Annotated in this window: 12 protein-coding genes; 4 read left to right on the top strand and 8 right to left on the bottom strand. The window is 69.7% G+C overall.

The features are described 5' to 3' along the window. Window positions 1-128: 128 nt before the first annotated feature. From CQ042_RS16450 to CQ042_RS16440, 3 genes are all read left to right on the top strand, one after another. Complete coding sequence (locus CQ042_RS16450; protein ID WP_105671531.1) at window positions 129-2,342, top strand: ATP-dependent Clp protease ATP-binding subunit; 2,214 nt, start codon at window positions 129-131, stop codon at window positions 2,340-2,342. Window positions 2,343-2,569: 227 nt separating this feature from the next. Further along, window positions 2,570-3,937 carry an 8-oxoguanine deaminase gene (locus tag CQ042_RS16445; protein WP_105671574.1) on the top strand — a complete coding sequence of 456 codons (1,368 nt, stop codon included), beginning with the start codon at window positions 2,570-2,572 and terminating at the stop codon, window positions 3,935-3,937. Between the two features lie 56 nt (window positions 3,938-3,993). Further along, on the top strand, window positions 3,994-5,454 hold the full coding sequence (locus CQ042_RS16440; RefSeq protein WP_105671530.1) for a nucleobase:cation symporter-2 family protein: 1,461 nt from the start codon (window positions 3,994-3,996) through the stop codon (window positions 5,452-5,454). Window positions 5,455-5,527: 73 nt separating this feature from the next. Here CQ042_RS16440 and CQ042_RS16435 read toward each other — a convergent pair whose 3' ends face one another. The 3 genes from CQ042_RS16435 to CQ042_RS16425 form a co-directional block, all read right to left on the bottom strand. Then, entirely contained in the window at window positions 5,528-7,795 is a 2,268-nt protein-coding gene (locus CQ042_RS16435) for an ATP-binding cassette domain-containing protein (protein ID WP_181157603.1), read from the bottom strand. Between the two features lie 59 nt (window positions 7,796-7,854). Beyond that, window positions 7,855-8,442 carry a nitroreductase family protein gene (locus CQ042_RS16430; protein WP_105671529.1) on the bottom strand — a complete coding sequence of 196 codons (588 nt, stop codon included), beginning with the start codon at window positions 8,440-8,442 and terminating at the stop codon, window positions 7,855-7,857. 123 nt (window positions 8,443-8,565) lie between these two features. Beyond that, window positions 8,566-9,474, bottom strand: coding sequence for a LysR substrate-binding domain-containing protein (locus CQ042_RS16425; protein WP_105671528.1), 909 nt, complete (start codon window positions 9,472-9,474; stop codon window positions 8,566-8,568). 136 nt (window positions 9,475-9,610) lie between these two features. Between CQ042_RS16425 and CQ042_RS16420 the strand changes: the two genes are divergently transcribed. Continuing rightward, a complete protein-coding gene (locus CQ042_RS16420) occupies window positions 9,611-13,078 on the top strand; it encodes a bifunctional proline dehydrogenase/L-glutamate gamma-semialdehyde dehydrogenase (RefSeq protein ID WP_105671527.1) in 3,468 nt (1,155 codons plus the stop codon). 91 nt (window positions 13,079-13,169) lie between these two features. Here the strand turns inward: CQ042_RS16420 and CQ042_RS16415 are convergent, their stop codons facing one another. From CQ042_RS16415 to CQ042_RS16395, 5 genes are all read right to left on the bottom strand, one after another. Further along, the gene (locus tag CQ042_RS16415; RefSeq protein WP_105671526.1) at window positions 13,170-14,258 is read right to left on the bottom strand and encodes an ABC transporter permease; all 1,089 of its coding nucleotides are present in this window, start codon (window positions 14,256-14,258) and stop codon (window positions 13,170-13,172) included. Beyond that, window positions 14,255-15,139, bottom strand: coding sequence for an ABC transporter ATP-binding protein (locus CQ042_RS16410; RefSeq protein ID WP_105671525.1), 885 nt, complete (start codon window positions 15,137-15,139; stop codon window positions 14,255-14,257). The genes CQ042_RS16415 and CQ042_RS16410 overlap by 4 nt, the downstream gene beginning before the upstream one ends. 97 nt (window positions 15,140-15,236) lie before the next feature. Then, complete coding sequence (locus CQ042_RS16405; RefSeq protein WP_105671524.1) at window positions 15,237-16,409, bottom strand: benzoate/H(+) symporter BenE family transporter; 1,173 nt, start codon at window positions 16,407-16,409, stop codon at window positions 15,237-15,239. A 45-nt stretch (window positions 16,410-16,454) separates the two neighbouring features. Then, entirely contained in the window at window positions 16,455-17,087 is a 633-nt protein-coding gene (locus tag CQ042_RS16400; protein WP_105671523.1) for a bifunctional 2-polyprenyl-6-hydroxyphenol methylase/3-demethylubiquinol 3-O-methyltransferase UbiG, read from the bottom strand. A gap of 12 nt (window positions 17,088-17,099) precedes the next feature. Next, window positions 17,100-17,375: response regulator transcription factor (locus tag CQ042_RS16395; protein ID WP_258132291.1), on the bottom strand; the 276-nt coding region annotated here is incomplete at its 5' end.

Raw genomic sequence — 17,375 nt, 5'->3', positions numbered from 1 at the left:
CCGACGGGCCTACGCTGGTCTCGTCGGGCATCTTTTGGTAAAGTTGAGTCACAACCACTCAACTTTCATTCGGCGCTCCTCTCGGGGAGTGTCGAAGAGACCAGAAGGAGCATCTCCAGGAGGAGCACATGACCACCCCGCAGACCGGTTCTCAGAACCAAGACCAGCAGTCCGCCCTCGAGCAGTTCGGCATCAACCTCACCGACCGTGCGCGTCAGGGCAAGCTCGACCCCGTGATCGGCCGTGACAGCGAGATCCGTCGTGTCAGCCAGGTGCTCACCCGTCGCACGAAGAACAACCCCGTGCTGATCGGTGAGCCCGGCGTCGGCAAGACGGCCGTCGTCGAAGGGCTCGCCCAGCGCATCGTCGCCGGTGACGTCGCCGAATCCCTCAAGGACAAGGAGCTGGTCACCCTCGACATCTCCGCCCTCGTGGCCGGCGCCATGTACCGCGGGCAGTTCGAGGAGCGGCTGAAGCAGGTCCTCAAGGAGATCACCGAGTCCGACGGGCAGGTCATCACGTTCATCGACGAGCTGCACGTGCTGATGGGCGCCGGTGGCGGAGAGGGGTCGGTCGCGGCCTCCAACATGCTCAAGCCGATGCTGGCGCGTGGTGAGCTGCGGCTGATCGGCGCGACCACCCTCAACGAGTACCGCGAGTTCATCGAGAAGGATGCCGCGCTCGAGCGCCGCTTCCAGCAGGTCTACGTCGGCGAGCCCACGGTCGAGGACACGATCGCGATCCTCCGCGGCCTCAAAGGGCGCTATGAGGCGCACCACGGCGTCACGATCTCCGACAGCGCCCTCGTCGCGGCGGCCGCGCTGTCGAGTCGGTACCTTCCCGCACGCCAGCTGCCGGACAAGGCGATCGACCTGATCGACGAGTCGATGTCGCGGCTCAAGATGGAGATCGACTCGTCGCCGGTCGAGATCGACCAGCTCAAGCGCCAGGTCGACCGGATGAAGCTCGAAGAGCTCGCCCTCAAGCGGGAGAAGGACGCCGCCTCCAAGGAGCGTCTCAGCACCCTCCGGGAGCAGCTGGTCGAGATGGAGCGGGAACTCGCGGGTCTCGAAGCGCGCTGGGCGCGCGAGCGTCAGGGTCTGAACCGCGTCGGTGAGCTGAAGAAGCAGCTCGACGACGCGATCACCCAACGCGACCTCGCCATGCGCAACGCCGACTACACGAAGGCCTCGAAGCTGGAGTACGAGACCATCAAGCGCCTGGAGCGCGACATCGCCGAGGCCGAGCAGGCCGAGGCCGCGACGCCCGCGGAACCCCGCATGGTCAACGAGCAGGTCACCGACGAGGACATCGCCGCCGTGATCGCCGCGTGGACCGGCATCCCCGTCGGCCGTCTGCTGCAGGGGGAGAGTGAGAAGCTGCTGCACCTGGAGAACGAGCTCGGCAAGCGCCTGATCGGCCAGAAGGATGCCGTTAAGGCGGTGTCGGATGCGGTGCGTCGTTCCCGTGCCGGGATCAGCGATCCGGGTCGGCCGACCGGCTCGTTCCTGTTCCTCGGCCCGACCGGAGTCGGCAAGACCGAGCTGGCCAAGGCGCTGGCGGAGTTCCTGTTCGACGACGAGCACGCCATGGTGCGCATCGACATGTCGGAGTACGGCGAGAAGCACTCGGTGTCGCGACTCGTCGGCGCCCCTCCCGGGTACGTCGGTTACGAGCAGGGCGGTCAGCTGACCGAGGCCGTGCGGCGTCGTCCGTACAGCGTGATCCTGCTCGACGAGGTCGAGAAGGCGCACCCCGAGGTGTTCGACGTGCTGCTGCAGGTGCTCGACGACGGCCGCCTGACCGACGGGCAGGGGCGCACGGTCGACTTCTCGAACGTGATCCTGATCCTCACGTCGAACCTGGGATCGCCGATCCTCATCGACCCGGTGCTCGCACCCGACGAGAAGCGGGACCAGGTGATGGCGCTCGTGCGTCAGGCGTTCCGTCCGGAGTTCCTGAACCGGCTCGACGACATCGTGATGTTCTCGGCCCTCAGCGAAGACGATCTCGCGCAGATCGTCGAGCTGTCGATCGACCAGCTGCACAAGCGGTTGAAGGACCGCCGGCTCACGCTCGCGGTCACTCCGGGGGCCCGGTCGTGGCTCGCCGAGCGCGGGTACGACCCGATGTTCGGCGCCAGGCCGCTGCGCCGCCTCATTCAGAGCGAGGTGCAGAACAAGTTGGCCACCGCGCTGCTGTCCGGCGGCGTGCGCGATGGCGACACGGTCCGGGTGGACGTGGGCGCCGACGGGATGGGCCTCGCGCTCACCTCGACGACGCCTGAGCCCGAGCCGGAGGTCGACGATGACGACGTCATCGAGGCCGAGCTGCTCGACTGAGTCGTCGATCGCCCGACCGGCAGATCCGCAGAAACACGAAGGGATGCTTCCGCCTAGTGGAAGCATCCCTTCGTCATATGAAAATACTCGTTGACGACGCCTCGTCGTGGTGATAGACCTGTGTACACCCCGATGGCGGGGATCCTGGATCAGCAGACAGGACAACACTGAGCTGACCCCCTGTGGGGTCGGCCCTCGACTCCACTCCTATGGACGGGAGTCTCCTCATGTCGCAGCGCACCGCCAGAGTGTGGGTGAAGAACCCCCTCGGGATCTACACGGGAACCACCGCGGATGCCGCGGGCGGTCTCGTGGTCGCCGGCGATCGCATCGCGGAGCTGATCCCCGCGGGCGGAACCCCCGCCGAGCCCGTCGACGAGGTCGTCGACGCCTCGCGGCACGTCGTCATCCCGGGCCTGATCAACACGCACCACCACTTCTACCAGACGCTCACCCGCGCCTGGACGCCGGTGGTCAGCGCCGAGCTCTTCCCGTGGCTCAGGGGCCTGTACGGCGTATGGGCGGGTCTCACGCCGCGCGACCTCGAGCTCGCGACGACCGCGGCGCTCGCCGAGCTGCTGCTCTCGGGCTGCACCACCGCCGCCGATCATCACTACCTGTTCCCGGAGGGACTGGAAGAGGGCATTGACGTGCAGGTCGACGTCGTCCGCACCCTCGGCATGCGCGCGACGCTGACCCGCGGATCGATGTCGCTCGGCGAGGAGGACGGCGGGCTCCCGCCGCAGCGGACGGTGCAGGACCCCGACGTGATCCTCGCCGACAGCGAGCGACTCATCGCCGAGTACCACGAGCGTGGCGACGGCGCCTTCGTGCAGATCGCCCTCGCCCCGTGCTCGCCGTTCTCGGTGACCACGGGCGTGATGCGTGACACCGCCGCACTCGCCGAGAGCCTCGATGTGCGGCTGCACACGCACCTCGCCGAGACGCTCGACGAGGAGGACTTCTGCCGTGAGATGTTCGGCCTGCGCACGGTCGACTACCTCGAGAGCGTCGGCTGGCTGTCGGATCGCACCTGGCTCGCGCACGGCATCCACTTCGACGACGCCGAGATCGTGCGTCTGGGCGCGGCGGGCACCTCCGTCTCGCACTGCGCGACGTCGAACATGCGACTCGCGTCCGGCATCGCTCGCGCCATCGAGCTCGAGCAGGCGGGCGCGCCCGTCGGACTCGGCGTCGACGGGTCGGCGTCGAACGACGGCTCGAACATGATCCAGGAAGTGCGCCAGGCGCTCTACCTGCAGCGACTGCGCTACGGCGCGGCCGCCGTCACACCCGAGCGTGCACTCGGCTGGGCCACGGCAGGCTCGGCGCGCGCACTCGGACGCGCCGACATCGGGGTGCTCGCACCGGGCGCGCAGGCGGATCTCGCCATGTTCACCCTCGACGAGCTGCGCTTCTCCGGCAGCCACGATCCGGTCGCCGCCCTCCTCCTGTGCGGCGCCGAGCGCGCCGACAAGGTGATGGTCGGCGGGCGATGGCGCGTGCTCGACGGTCAGATCGTCGGACTCGACGTCCCCCAACTCATCGCCCACCACAGCGAGGCGGCACGGAAGCTCCTCGCCCGACACTCCTGAAGCATCCACACACCCCTACGACACGCCTGCGACACCCCTACGACGAAGAGGTCGAAATGAACAAGCACAAGATCGCCGCACGCCCCGAAGACGAGCGCCTGCCGCTCGGGGTCACGATCGCCTACGGCATCCAGCACGTCCTCACGATGTACGGCGGCATCATCGCGCCGCCGTTGATCATCGGCTCGATGGCCGGCCTGAACGGGTCCGAGATCGGCGTCCTCATCACCGCCTGCCTCTTCATGGGCGGTCTCGCGACGATCCTGCAGACCGTCGGCATCCCGTTGTTCGGGTCCCAACTCCCGCTCGTGCAGGGTGTCTCCTTCGCCGGAGTGGCGACCATGGGTGCGATCGTGACGAGCGGCGGCGGGCTGCCGGCGATCTTCGGATCGGTGATCGTGGCGTCCGTGATCGGACTGCTCATCGCGCCGGTCTTCGCGACGATCATCCGCTTCTTCCCGCCGGTCGTGACCGGAGCCGTGATCACGACGATCGGTCTGACCCTGCTGCCGGTGGCCGCCGGCTGGGCGATGGGCGGCAACAGCAGCGCCCCGGACTACGGTGCCCCGGAGAATCTGCTACTCGCCGCGATCACGTTCCTGATCGTGCTGGCACTCAGCAAGGTCAGCATCGGCGTGATCTCCCGGCTGTCCATCCTGCTGGCGATCGTGGTCGGCACGATCGTCGCCGCTCTCCTCGGCAGGGTCGACTTCAGCACCGTGGGCGACGGCCCGATCTTCGCCCTGCCCAGCCCGTTCGCGTTCGGAATGCCGACGTTCGAGATCGCCGCCATCATCTCGATGTTCATCGTGATCCTGGTGACGCTCACCGAGACCACGGCCGACATCCTCGCGGTCGGGGAGATCGTCGGCACCAAGGTCGACTCGAAGCGCATCGCCGCGGGCCTGCGGGCCGACATGCTCTCGAGCGCGGTCTCGCCCGTGTTCGGCTCGTTCACCCAGTCGGCGTTCGCGCAGAACGTCGGTCTGGTCGCGATCACCGGTGTGAAGAGCAGGTTCGTCGTCACCGCCGGTGGTGTGGTGCTCGTCCTGCTCGGGCTGCTCCCCGTGCTCGGCCGCGTCGTGGCCGCCGTGCCGGCCCCCGTGCTCGGCGGCGCCGGGATCGTGCTGTTCGGCAGCGTGGCGGCGAGCGGCATCCGCACTCTCGCGAAGGTCGACTACCGGGGCAACATGAACCTCATCATCGTGGCCTCCGCGATCGGGATCGGCATGCTCCCCATCGCGGCGCCGACCATCTACGACCAGATGCCGGCCTGGTTCACGACGATCTTCCACTCGGGCATCAGCTCGGCCGCAGTCACCGCGATCCTGCTCAACCTGCTGTTCAACCACCTCGGGAAGAAGCCCGGCAAGGACGCCTCGGTGTTCGCGGCGGCGCCGACGCGCAACATCCCGGTGGCGTATCTCGACGCGTTCGAGGACGGCGACTCCATCGTCGACGGCAAGATCGTCGACAAGCACGGCAACGAGGTGAAGGCCGAGCCCTCCGGCCAGTGAGCGCTCGGGGTACTGAGCCCTCGGGGCACTGAGCTCTCGGGGCGCTGGGCCCCGGGCGGAATGCGGGCGCCGGTCAGCGGGAGGCTGCAGCGAGTGCCCCGCCGGTGAGCGATTCCTCGTCGCGCACGATCGCTGCTGGAGTGCCCGTGAAGATGAGGCGCCCTCCCTCCGATCCTGCGCCGGGGCCGATGTCGATGACATGATCCGCCCTGGCCACGACGCGCAGGTTGTGCTCGACGACGACCAGCGTCGCCCCCTCGTCGAGGAGGTCGTCGAAGAGACGGTTGATGGTGTCGACGTCGGTGGGGTGCAGGCCCGACGTCGGCTCGTCGAGGATGATGCGGTCGGCCGGGTCGCGTTGCGGGTCGCTGAGGTGCCGGGCGAGCAGCAGTCGCTGCTTCTCACCTCCTGACAGGGTGTCGAGCGAGCGGCCCACCGGGATGTAGCCGAGGCCGGTGCGCTGCACCCAATCGAGCGCGGCGACCACGTCGGAGTGCGCGGAGAAGAGGGCGCTGACCTCCTCCGGAGTCGACGCCAGCACATCGGCGATCGAGGCACCCTCGATCTGCACGCCGAGCGCGGTCGGGTTGAAGCGCAGCCCTCCGCAGGCATCGCAGGGGAGGGAGACGTCGTCGAGGAACGCGAGCTCGGTCGTGATGTGCCCGCGCCCGCGGCAGGTGGGGCAGGCGCCGCGGGAGTTGAAGCTGAACCAGGACGCGTCGAGGTCGGAGGCGGCGGCGAACACCTCGCGCACGGTGTCGGCGATGCGGAGGATGCTCAGCGTCGTCGACCGGACACCGCCGCGCAGCGGGTCCTGCCCGACGACAGTGAACTCCGGGTGCTGACGCCGCAGCTCCACGGTCGCGAACGAGCTCTTGCCGGAACCCGCGACCCCGGTGACGGCGGTGAGCACCCCGAGGGGGATGTCGACGTCGAATCCACGGAGGTTGTGGGAGCGGGCATCCCGCACGGTGATGCGACCCGACGGATCCCGCGCCGTCTCGCGGATCGTCAACGGCTCGGCGAGCACACGCCCGGTGAGGGTGGCGCTGCCGGGCAGCTCCGCGGGCGTCCCGGTGAACTGCACGACGCCTCCGGCCGCGCCCGCGCCCGGACCGAGGTCGACGACGTGGTCGGCGACCGCGATCACCTGGGGGTGGTGCTCGACCACGAGGATCGTGTTGCCGGCATCGCGCAGCCGCTGCAGCAGCGCCACGAGACGCAGGATGTCGGACGGGTGCAGCCCCGTGCTCGGCTCGTCGAACACGTAGGTCACGTCGGTGAGGGCGCTGCCGAGATGGCGCACGATCTTGACGCGCTGCGCCTCGCCCCCGGACAGGGTGGCCGATTCGCGATCGAGGGTGAGGTAGCCGAGGCCGACCGAGAGCAGGGCGTCGAGCACATGGCGGATGCCCTCGACCGCCGGCGCCACGCGCGGGTCGTCGAATCCGTCGAGCAGCGCATGCAGCTCGGACACGGGCATGCGCATCCACTCGACGATCGAGCGCCCGTCGATGAGGCTCGCGCGCGCCGCCTCGTTGACCCGTGCGCCGTGGCAGTCCGGGCAGGTGTGATGGGTCACGAGCCGGTCGAGCTCTTCGCGCACCGAGGCCGACATCTTCACCGGGCGCTGCTTGAGGAACATGTCGCGCATGCGGGTGATGACCCCGTCGAATCGGGCGCTCTGCGGGAACCGCGGGTCGGGATCGTCGAGTTTGAGCTCATCGGCGTAGAGGAAGAGGTCCATCTCCTCGGCCGTGTAGTCCTTGAGGGGCTTCTCTCGGTCGAACAGCCCGCAGTACGCGAAGCGCTTCCACCGGTACACGCCCGGACGGAACAGGCTGAATCGCACCGGTCCCTCGTCGATGCTCTTCTCGGGATCGATCAGCGCCTCGATATCGATGTCGTACACCGTGCCGAGCCCCTCGCAGGTCGGGCACATGCCGGATGGATCGTTGAACGAGTAGGCGGGGGAATAGCCGGCCGAGGGCTCGCCGACGCGCGAGAACACGAGGCGCACGAGCGAGGCCAGATCGGTCGCGGTCGCCACGGTCGAGCGCGCGTTGCCCGTGAACCGGCGCTGGTCGATCAGCGCCGTGAAGGTCAAGCCGTCCATGGCCTGCACATCGGGCGCGGGCATCTGCGGGAGGCGTGCGCGGATGAAGGTCGAGTAGGAGTCGTTGACGAGCCGCTGCGCCTCGGCGGCGATCGTGTCGAGCACGAGGGAGGATTTGCCGGAGCCGGAGACGCCGGTGAAAACGGTCAGCAGCTTCTTGGGAACGTCGACCGAGACGTCGCGGAGGTTGTTCGTCCGCGCACCCGTGATGCGGAGAAGGTCCATCCGCACACGCTAACGGGGCCCCCGGACACTCCGGAGGCCCCGTTCGGAGAGCGCGTGGGTCAGGCGCTGAGGACGACCGTCTCGGCGATCGGACGACGCACGCGCGGGGCGACCTCGCGCTCCTGCAGCACCTCGGGCAGAGCCTCGATGTCGCCGAACTCGCCGACGGCGACGACTGTGAACGGGACGAAGCGGGGCTCGAGGTCGGCGAACTCGCGGACGACCTCGGGGTCGAAGCCGCTCATCTGGTGGACGACCAGGCCGTCGTGGTGGGCCTGGAACGAGAAATGGGCCACGGCCTGGCCGAGGTCGTAGAGCGCGTGGGTGATCGGGGTGCCGGCCGCGTCGGCCGTCTCGGCGATCGCGACCACGAGCACGGCGGCGTTGCCCGCCCAAGCCTGGTTGAATCCCATCAGCGCGTCGACGACCTGCGCGTGCAGCGCCGTGCCACGACGGGCGACGATGAAGCGCCAGGGCTGCGAGTTGCTGGCGGAGGGGCTCCACCGCGCGGCCTCGAGGGCGGTGGCGAGCTTGGCCTCGTCGATCGGGCTCTGCGCGTCGAAGGCGCGGGGGCTCCAGCGGCCGGCGAGGACGTCGAGGACCGGGTGCTCGGTCGGGGCGGTGCGGTCGATCACGGGAGTGCTCACGGAAGTGCCTTTCGGAAGGAGTCGATCGGACTCCTTCGTCCGCGTACACGGGGGCCAACAGATGCATGTGAATGCATATTCCCGATACGCCGTTGTTCTTTCGCTCCTGTCGATCCGGGCTGTTCAGACCGGGAGGTTGTGCGAGGCCGCGTCGGCGAGTGCGCTGCGCACCGCGCGGATCGACGGGGCGGCGGCGGAGACTCTCCGCGCGGAGGAGAAGATCTCGCGCCGCGGCTCGTGGGGGAGGGATGCCAGGTCGACGGTCGGGGTGTCGCCCGCCCAGACGAGCTCCGGCAGGAGTCCCACCGCGAGTCCGGCGTGGATCAGACGCACGTGCGCGGTGAGGTCGGCGATCTCGAACCGCACGTCGGGCTCGAACCCCGCGGTGCGGCAGAGCTGCTCCGCCCAGGCGCGCGAGGCGGTGCCGGCGGGTTCGAGCACCCAGGGCTCCTCGCGGGTCGACCACAGCTCCGCGAGGGCCTCCGCGTGCCGAGCGGCTCCGGGGCGTCGGGCGAGCGCGATCGCGTCGTGTGCGAGCACCACCCGGTCGAGGTCGGCGTGGATCGGACGGGTGCGCCCCGGGTACTGCTCGGCGAGGATCAGGTCGAAGTCGCGGCTCGACACTCCCACGAGCCCGGTCTCGGGGTCGCACTCGGTGACCTCGACCCGCAGCGCCGGGTGCCGCTCCTTGAGGGCGTCGAGGGCTCGCGGAAGGAGCGAGTGCGCCGTCGACTGGAACACGGCGATGCGCACGGTGCCCGTCACCTCGGTGAGCGATTCGGCGACCGCGACCTCGGCGTGCTCGAGCTGATCGAGGATGCCGATGGCCTCGGCGACCAGCACATTTCCCTGCGGTGTGAACTGCACCCCGCGCCCCACTCGACGCAGCAGCGGCACGCCCACGTCGCGCTCCAGAGCGCTCAGCTGCTGCGACACCGAGGCCTTGCTGTAGGACAGGGCATCGGCCACGGCCGACAGCGTTCCACGGCGCGAGAGCTCGACGAGCATCCGCAGGCGGTTCACGTCGAGCACAGCCGCATCCTTCGTTCAGTCTGAGTGAACAGAATTCACGCAAATCGGTTGATAGACGGAGCCTACCGAGCGGCAGGACAATGATCCAGTCGCACACGAAACCCCGGTGTGCGCCTGCCCTGGAAGGTTCCCGTCCATGACTGTCATCGCTGACACCACCCCCCGCACCGAAGACGTCGCAGCCCTCGTGCAGCGCTGGCTCGTCGAGAGTGAGACCCACCCCGTCGAGCCGGCGGCCCAGCGCCTGTCCGAGGTGCTCAAGGACCCGAACGGACTCGCGTTCACGGTCGGCTTCGTCGACGGCGTGATGCGTCCGGAAGACCTGCGCGTCGCGGGCCGGAAACTCTCCGAGCTGAGCGACATCACCCCGGCGCTGCTGCCCGGCTACCTGCGCGCCGCGATCAAGACCGGTGGCTTCTGGGCGCCGAAGCTGCCCGGCGTCGTCGTGCCGATCTCGCGGCGCGTGCTGCGCGCCATGGTCGGGCACCTCGTGCTCGACGCCACGCCCTCCAAGCTCGGCCCCGCGATCGCGAAGCTGCGCAAGGGCGGCAACCGTCTCAACCTCAACCTCCTCGGCGAGGCCGTGCTCGGTGAGCGCGAAGCCGGGCACCGGCTGCAGGGCACCCGTGACTTCCTCGCCCGCGACGACGTCGACTACGTGTCGATCAAGGTGTCCAGCGTCGTGAGCCAGCTGTCGATGTGGTCTTTCGACGAGGCCGTGGCCGACGTCGTCGAGAAGCTCACCCCGCTCTACCAGCTTGCCGCCAAGGCCGAAGCCCAGGGCAAGGCCAAGTTCATCAACCTCGACATGGAGGAGTACCGCGACCTCGACCTGACGATCGCGGCCTTCACGAGCATCCTCGACCAGCCGGGGCTGGAGAACCTCGAAGCCGGCATCGTGCTGCAGGCCTACCTGCCCGACGCCCTCGGCGCCATGCAGCATCTGCAGGAGTGGGCGGCCGCCCGCCGCGCGAAGGGCGGAGCGCCGATCAAGGTGCGCGTCGTCAAGGGCGCGAACCTGGCGATGGAAGAGGTCGACGCCGCGATCCACGGCTGGCCGCTCGCCACCTACGGCACCAAGCAGGACTCCGACACCAACTACAAGCGGGTGCTGGACTGGGCGATGACCCCGGAGCGACTGGATGCGGTGCGCATCGGCGTCGCGGGACACAACCTGTTCGACATCGCCTACACCTGGCTGCTCGCACAGGCACGCGGGGTCGCCGACCCCACGGGGGCGGGCCCCCTCGTCGAGTACGAGATGCTGCTGGGCATGGCGACGGGTCAGGCCGAGGCGGTCCGCAAGGACGTCGGCCGCCTGCTGCTCTATACACCGGTCGTCAACCCGGCCGAGTTCGACGTGGCGATCGCGTACCTCGTGCGCCGCCTCGAAGAGAACGCCAGCCCCGAGAACTTCATGTCGGCGGTGTTCGAACTCGCCTCGAACCCGACGCTCCTCACCCGGGAGCGGGAGCGCTTCGAGCGCTCGCTCGCCGCACTCGCGACCGATGAGCCGCAGTTCGTCCCGGCGGCCCACCGCGTGCAGGACCGTACCGCGCCGGTCCCGGACGGCACCACCACCGGCTTCGAGAACCAGGCCGACACCGATCCGGCCATCGCCGCGAACCGCACGTGGGGGCGCGAGATCCTCGGCCGCTCGGTGGGATCGACGCTCGGCCTCGACACCATCGCGATCGCCAAGGTCGAGACGGATGCCGAACTCGACGGCATCTTCACCGCTGCGACCGCCGCGGCCGAGAAGTGGGCGGCGCTGCCGGCCGCCGACCGCGCCGCCGTGCTGCACCGCGCCGGAGACGAGCTCGCCGCGCGCCGCGGCCAGCTCATCGAGATCATGGCCCATGAGGCGGGCAAGACCATCGCCGAGGCCGACCCCGAGATCAGCGAGGCCATCGACTTCGCCCACTACTACGCGGAGCGCGCGAAGGACCTCGAGACCGTCTCCGGCGCCGAGTTCGTGCCCTCGAAGGTCACCGTGGTCACGCCACCGTGGAACTTCCCGGTCGCCATCCCCGCCGGCGGTGTGCTCGCGGGTCTGGCCTCGGGCTCAGCCGTGATCATCAAACCCGCCAAGCTCACGCAGCGCTGCGGTGCCGTGATGGTCGAGGCGCTGTGGGCCGCCGGCGTGCCGCGCGACCTGCTCGCGCTCGTCGATCTGGCGTCGCGCGACCTCGGCACGCGCCTCGTCGCAGGGCCCGCGGTGGATCGCGTGATCCTCACGGGGGCGTACGAGACGGCACAGCTGTTCCGCTCGTTCCGCTCCGACCTGCCGCTGCTCGCCGAGACCAGCGGCAAGAACGCGATCATCGTGACCCCCTCCGCCGACCTCGACCTCGCGGCCGCCGATGTGGCCCGCAGCGCGTTCGGACACGCGGGGCAGAAGTGCTCCGCGGCGTCGCTCGCGATCCTCGTCGGGTCGGTCGCCGACTCGAAGCGGTTCGAGCGCCAGCTGGTGGATGCCGTGACGTCGATGCGCGTCGGCCTGCCGGACGACCCGGCCACCCAGATGGGGCCGATCATCGAGCCCGCGAACGGCAAGCTGCTCACCGCGCTCACGAAGCTCGAGAAGGGTGAGCGCTGGCTGGTCGAGCCGCGCAAGCTCGACGACGAGGGGAAGCAGTGGACGCCGGGTGTGAAGACCGGCGTGCGTGAAGGCTCCTACTTCCACCTGACCGAGTTCTTCGGCCCGGTGCTCGGCATCATGCACGCCAAGGACCTGGATGAGGCCCTGCGTCTGCAGAACGCGGTCGACTACGGCCTCACCGCCGGCATCCACTCGCTCGACTCCGACGAGGTCGCCACCTGGCTCGACCGCGTCGAGGCCGGCAACCTGTACGTGAACCGCGGCATCACCGGCGCGATCGTGCAGCGTCAGCCGTTCGGCGGATGGAAGCGCTCGGCCGTCGGGGCGGGAGCCAAGGCCGGAGGGCCGAACTACCTCTTCGGTCTCGGCGAGTGGACGCCGTCGGGGCTTCCGGTCGCCGCTCCCGACGCGGCCGTCGTACCCGCGGTCGGTGCGCTGCTGGACGCTGCCGCAGCCGAGGTCGACGCGGTCGAAGCCGACTGGCTGCGCCGTGCCGCGGCATCCGACGAGCGCGCCTGGGTCGACGAGTTCGGCGCGGTCAGCGACAAGTCCGGCCTCGGCGTCGAGCGCAACATCTTCCGCTACCGTCCGGTCGCGGTCGACGTGCGCATCGCCGAGCATGCTCCTCTGGTCGACGGCATCCGCGTCCTCGTCGCCGCCCTGCGCAGCGGCAGCCCGTTCACGGTGTCGGCTCCGGCGTTGCCCTCGCGCGTCGAGAAGGCTCTGCGGGCGCACGGCGTGACGGTGAAGCACGAGTCGGATGCGGCGTGGACCAAGCGCTATGCCAAGGCGGCGAACTCGTGGCACCGTGTGCGGCTGGTCGGCGGTGATGCCGCTGCTCTGCACGAGGCGCTCGACGGGAGTCCCGATGTGGCCGTCTGGTCGCACGCCGTGACCGGTGCCGGGCGCGTCGAGATCCTGCCGTTCCTGCACGAGCAGGCCGTGTCGATCACGAACCACCGCTTCGGCAACCCGACCACGCTGTCCGACGGCGTGATCTGACCCGAGGGTCCTCGCCGAGACGGTTCGCTGAGAAGAGAGAAGCCCCCTGCCCCGCGCGATGCGGAGGAGGGGGCTTTCTCGGTGTGTGGCGTCAGCCGCGCAGCGCCTCGGAGAGCTTGACCCGCGAGCCCATCCGCAGCAGCGAGTTCTCGTAGATCTTCGCGCCGATGACGATCGCGGCCACGCAGCTCGCGAGCAGGATCACCAGGCTCAGCAGCGGCTCCCACCACTGCGCCTCGCCGACGAACAGGCGCATCGGCATGCCGACCGGAGCCGAGAACGGCACGTACGACATGATCGTCAGCACCAGCGGGTTGTCGTTGAAGACGATGACCAGGATGTACGGCGCCATGATCAGCATCGTGATCGGGGTGGTCGTGGAGCCGATGTCCTCCTGGCGCGACACCATCGACGCGGCGGCCGCGAACATCGCCGCCAGCAGGATGAAGCCGAACAGGAAGAACACCGCGAACCAGATGATCGGCGCCCCGAGTGTCGTGAGCACCTCGCGCTGACCGGTGACGATCAGGCCGATCGTGGCCACCGCCGCGAGGGCGAGGATCTGCCCCATCGCCAGCACCGTGTTGCCGATCACCTTGCCGGCGAGAAGGGTGCGCGCCGGGATCGCCGACAGCAGCACCTCGACCACGCGGGTCTGCTTCTCCTCCACGACGCTCTGCGCGATCGTGCCGCCGAACGTCGCCGCGGCCATCATGAACACGAGGCCGAACGCGATCGCGATGAAGTACCGCAGCAGCGGATTGGTGGTGGCCGGCTCCAGGATCACGACCTCGGGAGAGATCGACAGGGCTGAGATGATCGAGCCGGGGGCATCCTGCAGCGCGATGATCGTGTAGCCCGACGGTCCGTCGCCCTCCAGCACCGCGGCGTCGACCTCGTCGTCGCGCACGAGCTTCTCGGCAGCAGCCTGATCGGCCACCTCGGTGACCTCGACGCCGGGGATGGCCGAGACGGCGGCTGCGGTCTGCGCGGTCGCGGCGACGGGGGTCGTGTCGGTGTTCTTGCTCGCGAAGCCGCCGAAGATGATCCCGGCGAGGGCGAGCACCAGCAGGATGCCGGTGGAGATCAGGAAGGCCTTGCTGCGCAGCTTCGATCCGATCTCGCGTTCGGCGACGAGCCAGATGCCGTTCGAGCTGCGAACGGGGGTGGGGGCGCTCACTGGATGACCTCCTTGAAGATCTGGGCGAGGGATGGATGCTTGGGGGCGAAGCTGGCGACATCGCCGCGTTGCACGGCGGACTGCAGCACACGCTGCGCGGTCTCGGGGCCGTCGGCGTCGAACAGCGCGTAGCCGCCCTCGAAGTCGACGACCGTCACCCCGGGCTCGGTGCGCAGCCAGCCGGCGTCTCCGGCGGAGACGAGTTCGTACCGGTCGCGGGCGTGCTGGGCGCGCAGCCCCTCGCGCGAACCGGCCGCACGGATCGTGCCGCCGGCGAGGATGACGAGGTCGTCGCACAGGCGCTCGACCACGTCGAGCTGGTGGGACGAGAACAGGATCGAGGCGCCCTTCGCCGCGCTGGACTGCAGGACACCCGCGACCACGTCGACCGCGAGCGGGTCGAGGCCGGAGAAGGGCTCGTCGAGGATCAGCACCTCCGGGTCGTGCACGAGCGAGGCGGCGATCTGCGCACGCTGCTGGTTTCCGAGCGAGAGCGACTCGATGGTGTCGTTCAGTCGTTCGCCGAGGCCGAGCTCGGTGAGCAGCTCCGTCGCCCGGTCCGTGGCCTCCTGCTTGCCGAAGCCGTGCAGGCGGGCGAGATAGACGATCTGCTCGAGCACCTTCATCTTCGGGTAGAGGCCGCGCTCCTCGGGCATGTAGCCGAAGCGGCGGCGGTCCTCGGCGGTGAGGGGCGTGCCGTCCAGATCGACGCGTCCGCCGTCCGAGGACAGCAATCCCAGCACGATCCGCATGGTGGTGGTCTTGCCGGCGCCGTTGCCGCCGACGAAGCCTGTCAGCCGCCCGGGGGCGACCGTGAAGGACACATCGTCGAGCACGCGCCGAGAGCCGTAGCTCTTGGTGATGCCGGAGAGTTCGAGCATTCCTGTCGTCATACCCTCACGCTACGGAGCAGGGCGCCTCCGGGGCATCCCCCCTGTGGCGGACCAGCCGGGATCAGCCGTCAGGCGGATGCCGGGGTCAGCGCCGGCCGGCGTGCAGGACCGTGCGGACCAGGAGGCCGGCGACGAGAGCCCAGAACGCGGCGCTGACGCCGAGGACGGCGATGCCGGATGCGGCCACCAGGAAGGTGACGACCGCGGGGATCCGCTCGCCAGGGTCGTCGATCGCCTGCTGCACGGATGAGCCGAACGCGGCGAACAGTGCGAGACCGGCGACCGCGGGGATCACGGCGGCGGGCGCGAGCACCACGAGAGCGGCGAAGGCGGCGGAGAACGCCGCGAGCACCAGGTACGACGCACCGGTCGAGACCCCGGCGACCCACCGTCGCTTCGGGTCGGGGTCGGCATCCGGTGAGGCGGCGAGCGCCGCGCTGATCGCCGCGAGGTTGATGGCGTGCCCGCCGGCGGTGGCTCCGAGCGCGGTGCCGAGGCCCGTCACGAGCATCGCCGGGCGCCACGGCACCTCATATCCGAAGCTGCGCATGATGGCGATGCCCGGCACGTTCTGCGAGGCCATCGTCACGATGAACAGCGGCAGTGCGAGGCCGACCAGGGCGCCGACCGTGAACGTCGGTGCCGTGAACTGCAGCTGCGGCAGCAGGAGTGCGGGGTCGAAGGACGCGCCCTCGCCGATCAGCGAGACCGCGACGACCACCGTCGCCGCGACGAAGGCGAGGGGCACCGCCCAGCGCGGCGCGAGGCGGGCGAACACCAGCCAGGTGAGCACGACCGGCACGACGCCCCACGGGTTCGCGACCATCCCGGTGATCGGGGCGAGGCACAGCGGGAGCAGGACTCCGGCGAGCATCGCCTGCGCGAGGGACGGGGGGATGCGGGCGATCAGTGCTCCGAGCGCCGGCCAGAGCGCCGTGAGCAGGATCAGCGCGGCCGTGACCAGGAAGGCGCCGACCGCGGCCGACCACCCGCCTTCCACGGTGCCGGTCGCGACGAGGAGCGCTGCGCCGGGAGTCGACCACGCGACCGTGATTGGCATCCGGTACCGCCAGGCGAGCACCACGCATGCGAGCCCCATGGTGAGGCTGACCGCGAGCAGGCCGCTCGCAGCCTGCTGCGCGTTCGCCCCGACGGCGTCGAGCCCGGTCAGCACGACCGCGAACGAGCTGGTGAATCCGACGAGTGCCGTCACCACCCCCGCCAGGATCGGGCGGGACAGGGGCGCGGCTTCGGGCATGGCTCCGAGGCTATCGCGAGCGGCAGCCTGCGGAGGTGATGCGCCTTACGCCCGAGCTGCCGCGTCGGGGGTGTGCGTCTGCTCCTGTTTCGTCCACGACAGCAGGTAGCGGTAATAGAGGCCGCGGCGGAGCTGCGCGCCGGGGAGCAGCTCTCCGGCGGTGGCGCGCATGTCTGCCACGCTCTCGGTCGGCTCGGTGGTGGGGACGCCGATGTCGCGGGACTCCCGGTGGATCATCGAGCCGAGCCGCGCCCACGGCAGCGCGAGGGCGGACAGGGTCCAGTCCGTGGGGGTCCGGTTCGCGGCGAGCCCGACGATCACCAACCGGCCGCCGGGCCGGAGCAGCGTCACGGCCTTCCTCAGAGAGGAGCGAGTCTCCATATGGTGGAGCGTCGCGACGAAGGTGATGACGTCGAATCGACGAGTGCCGGCGTCGTAGGTCGCGAAGTCGGCGGGAACGACCTCGGCGTTCGGCGTGGTCCGGAGCCGCGTGCGCGCACGCTCAGCCGTCGCCGGGTCGGGTTCCACGCCGGTCACGGTCCGGCATGACGGCGCGAACTTCTGTAGGAGCAGTCCCTCACCGCATCCGACGTCGAGGACATCGCCCGTGCGACCGGGGGAGGCGGCGCGGAGGACCCACGGGTGGTATGCCGTGTTGTGATTCCAGTACCCCTCCACCGCGTCACCCGCCTACGCGAGGCCCATGCGGTGCGCGAGGACCACCGCCTGCACCCGGTCGCGCGCGCCGAGCTTCTGCAGGATGCGGGACACATGCGTCTTCACCGTGGCCTCCCCGATGAACAGCGCCCGCGCGATCTCGGCATTGCTCCTGGCGTCGGCGAGCAGCGTCAGCACCTCGGCCTCGCGCTCGGTGAGTGGCTCCGCGAGGGAGATCTTCGGTATCGCGCTGCTCTCGACCGAGACCGCGCCGGGTGAGGCGGTGGAGGAGGCTCCGGGGGAGGCGGG

It is taken from the genome of Microbacterium sp. MYb62 (assembly GCF_002979475.1).
Classification (GTDB): domain Bacteria; phylum Actinomycetota; class Actinomycetes; order Actinomycetales; family Microbacteriaceae; genus Microbacterium.
Note: the sequence above shows the minus strand (reverse complement) of the source record. Positions and strands in the feature narration are given on the sequence as shown.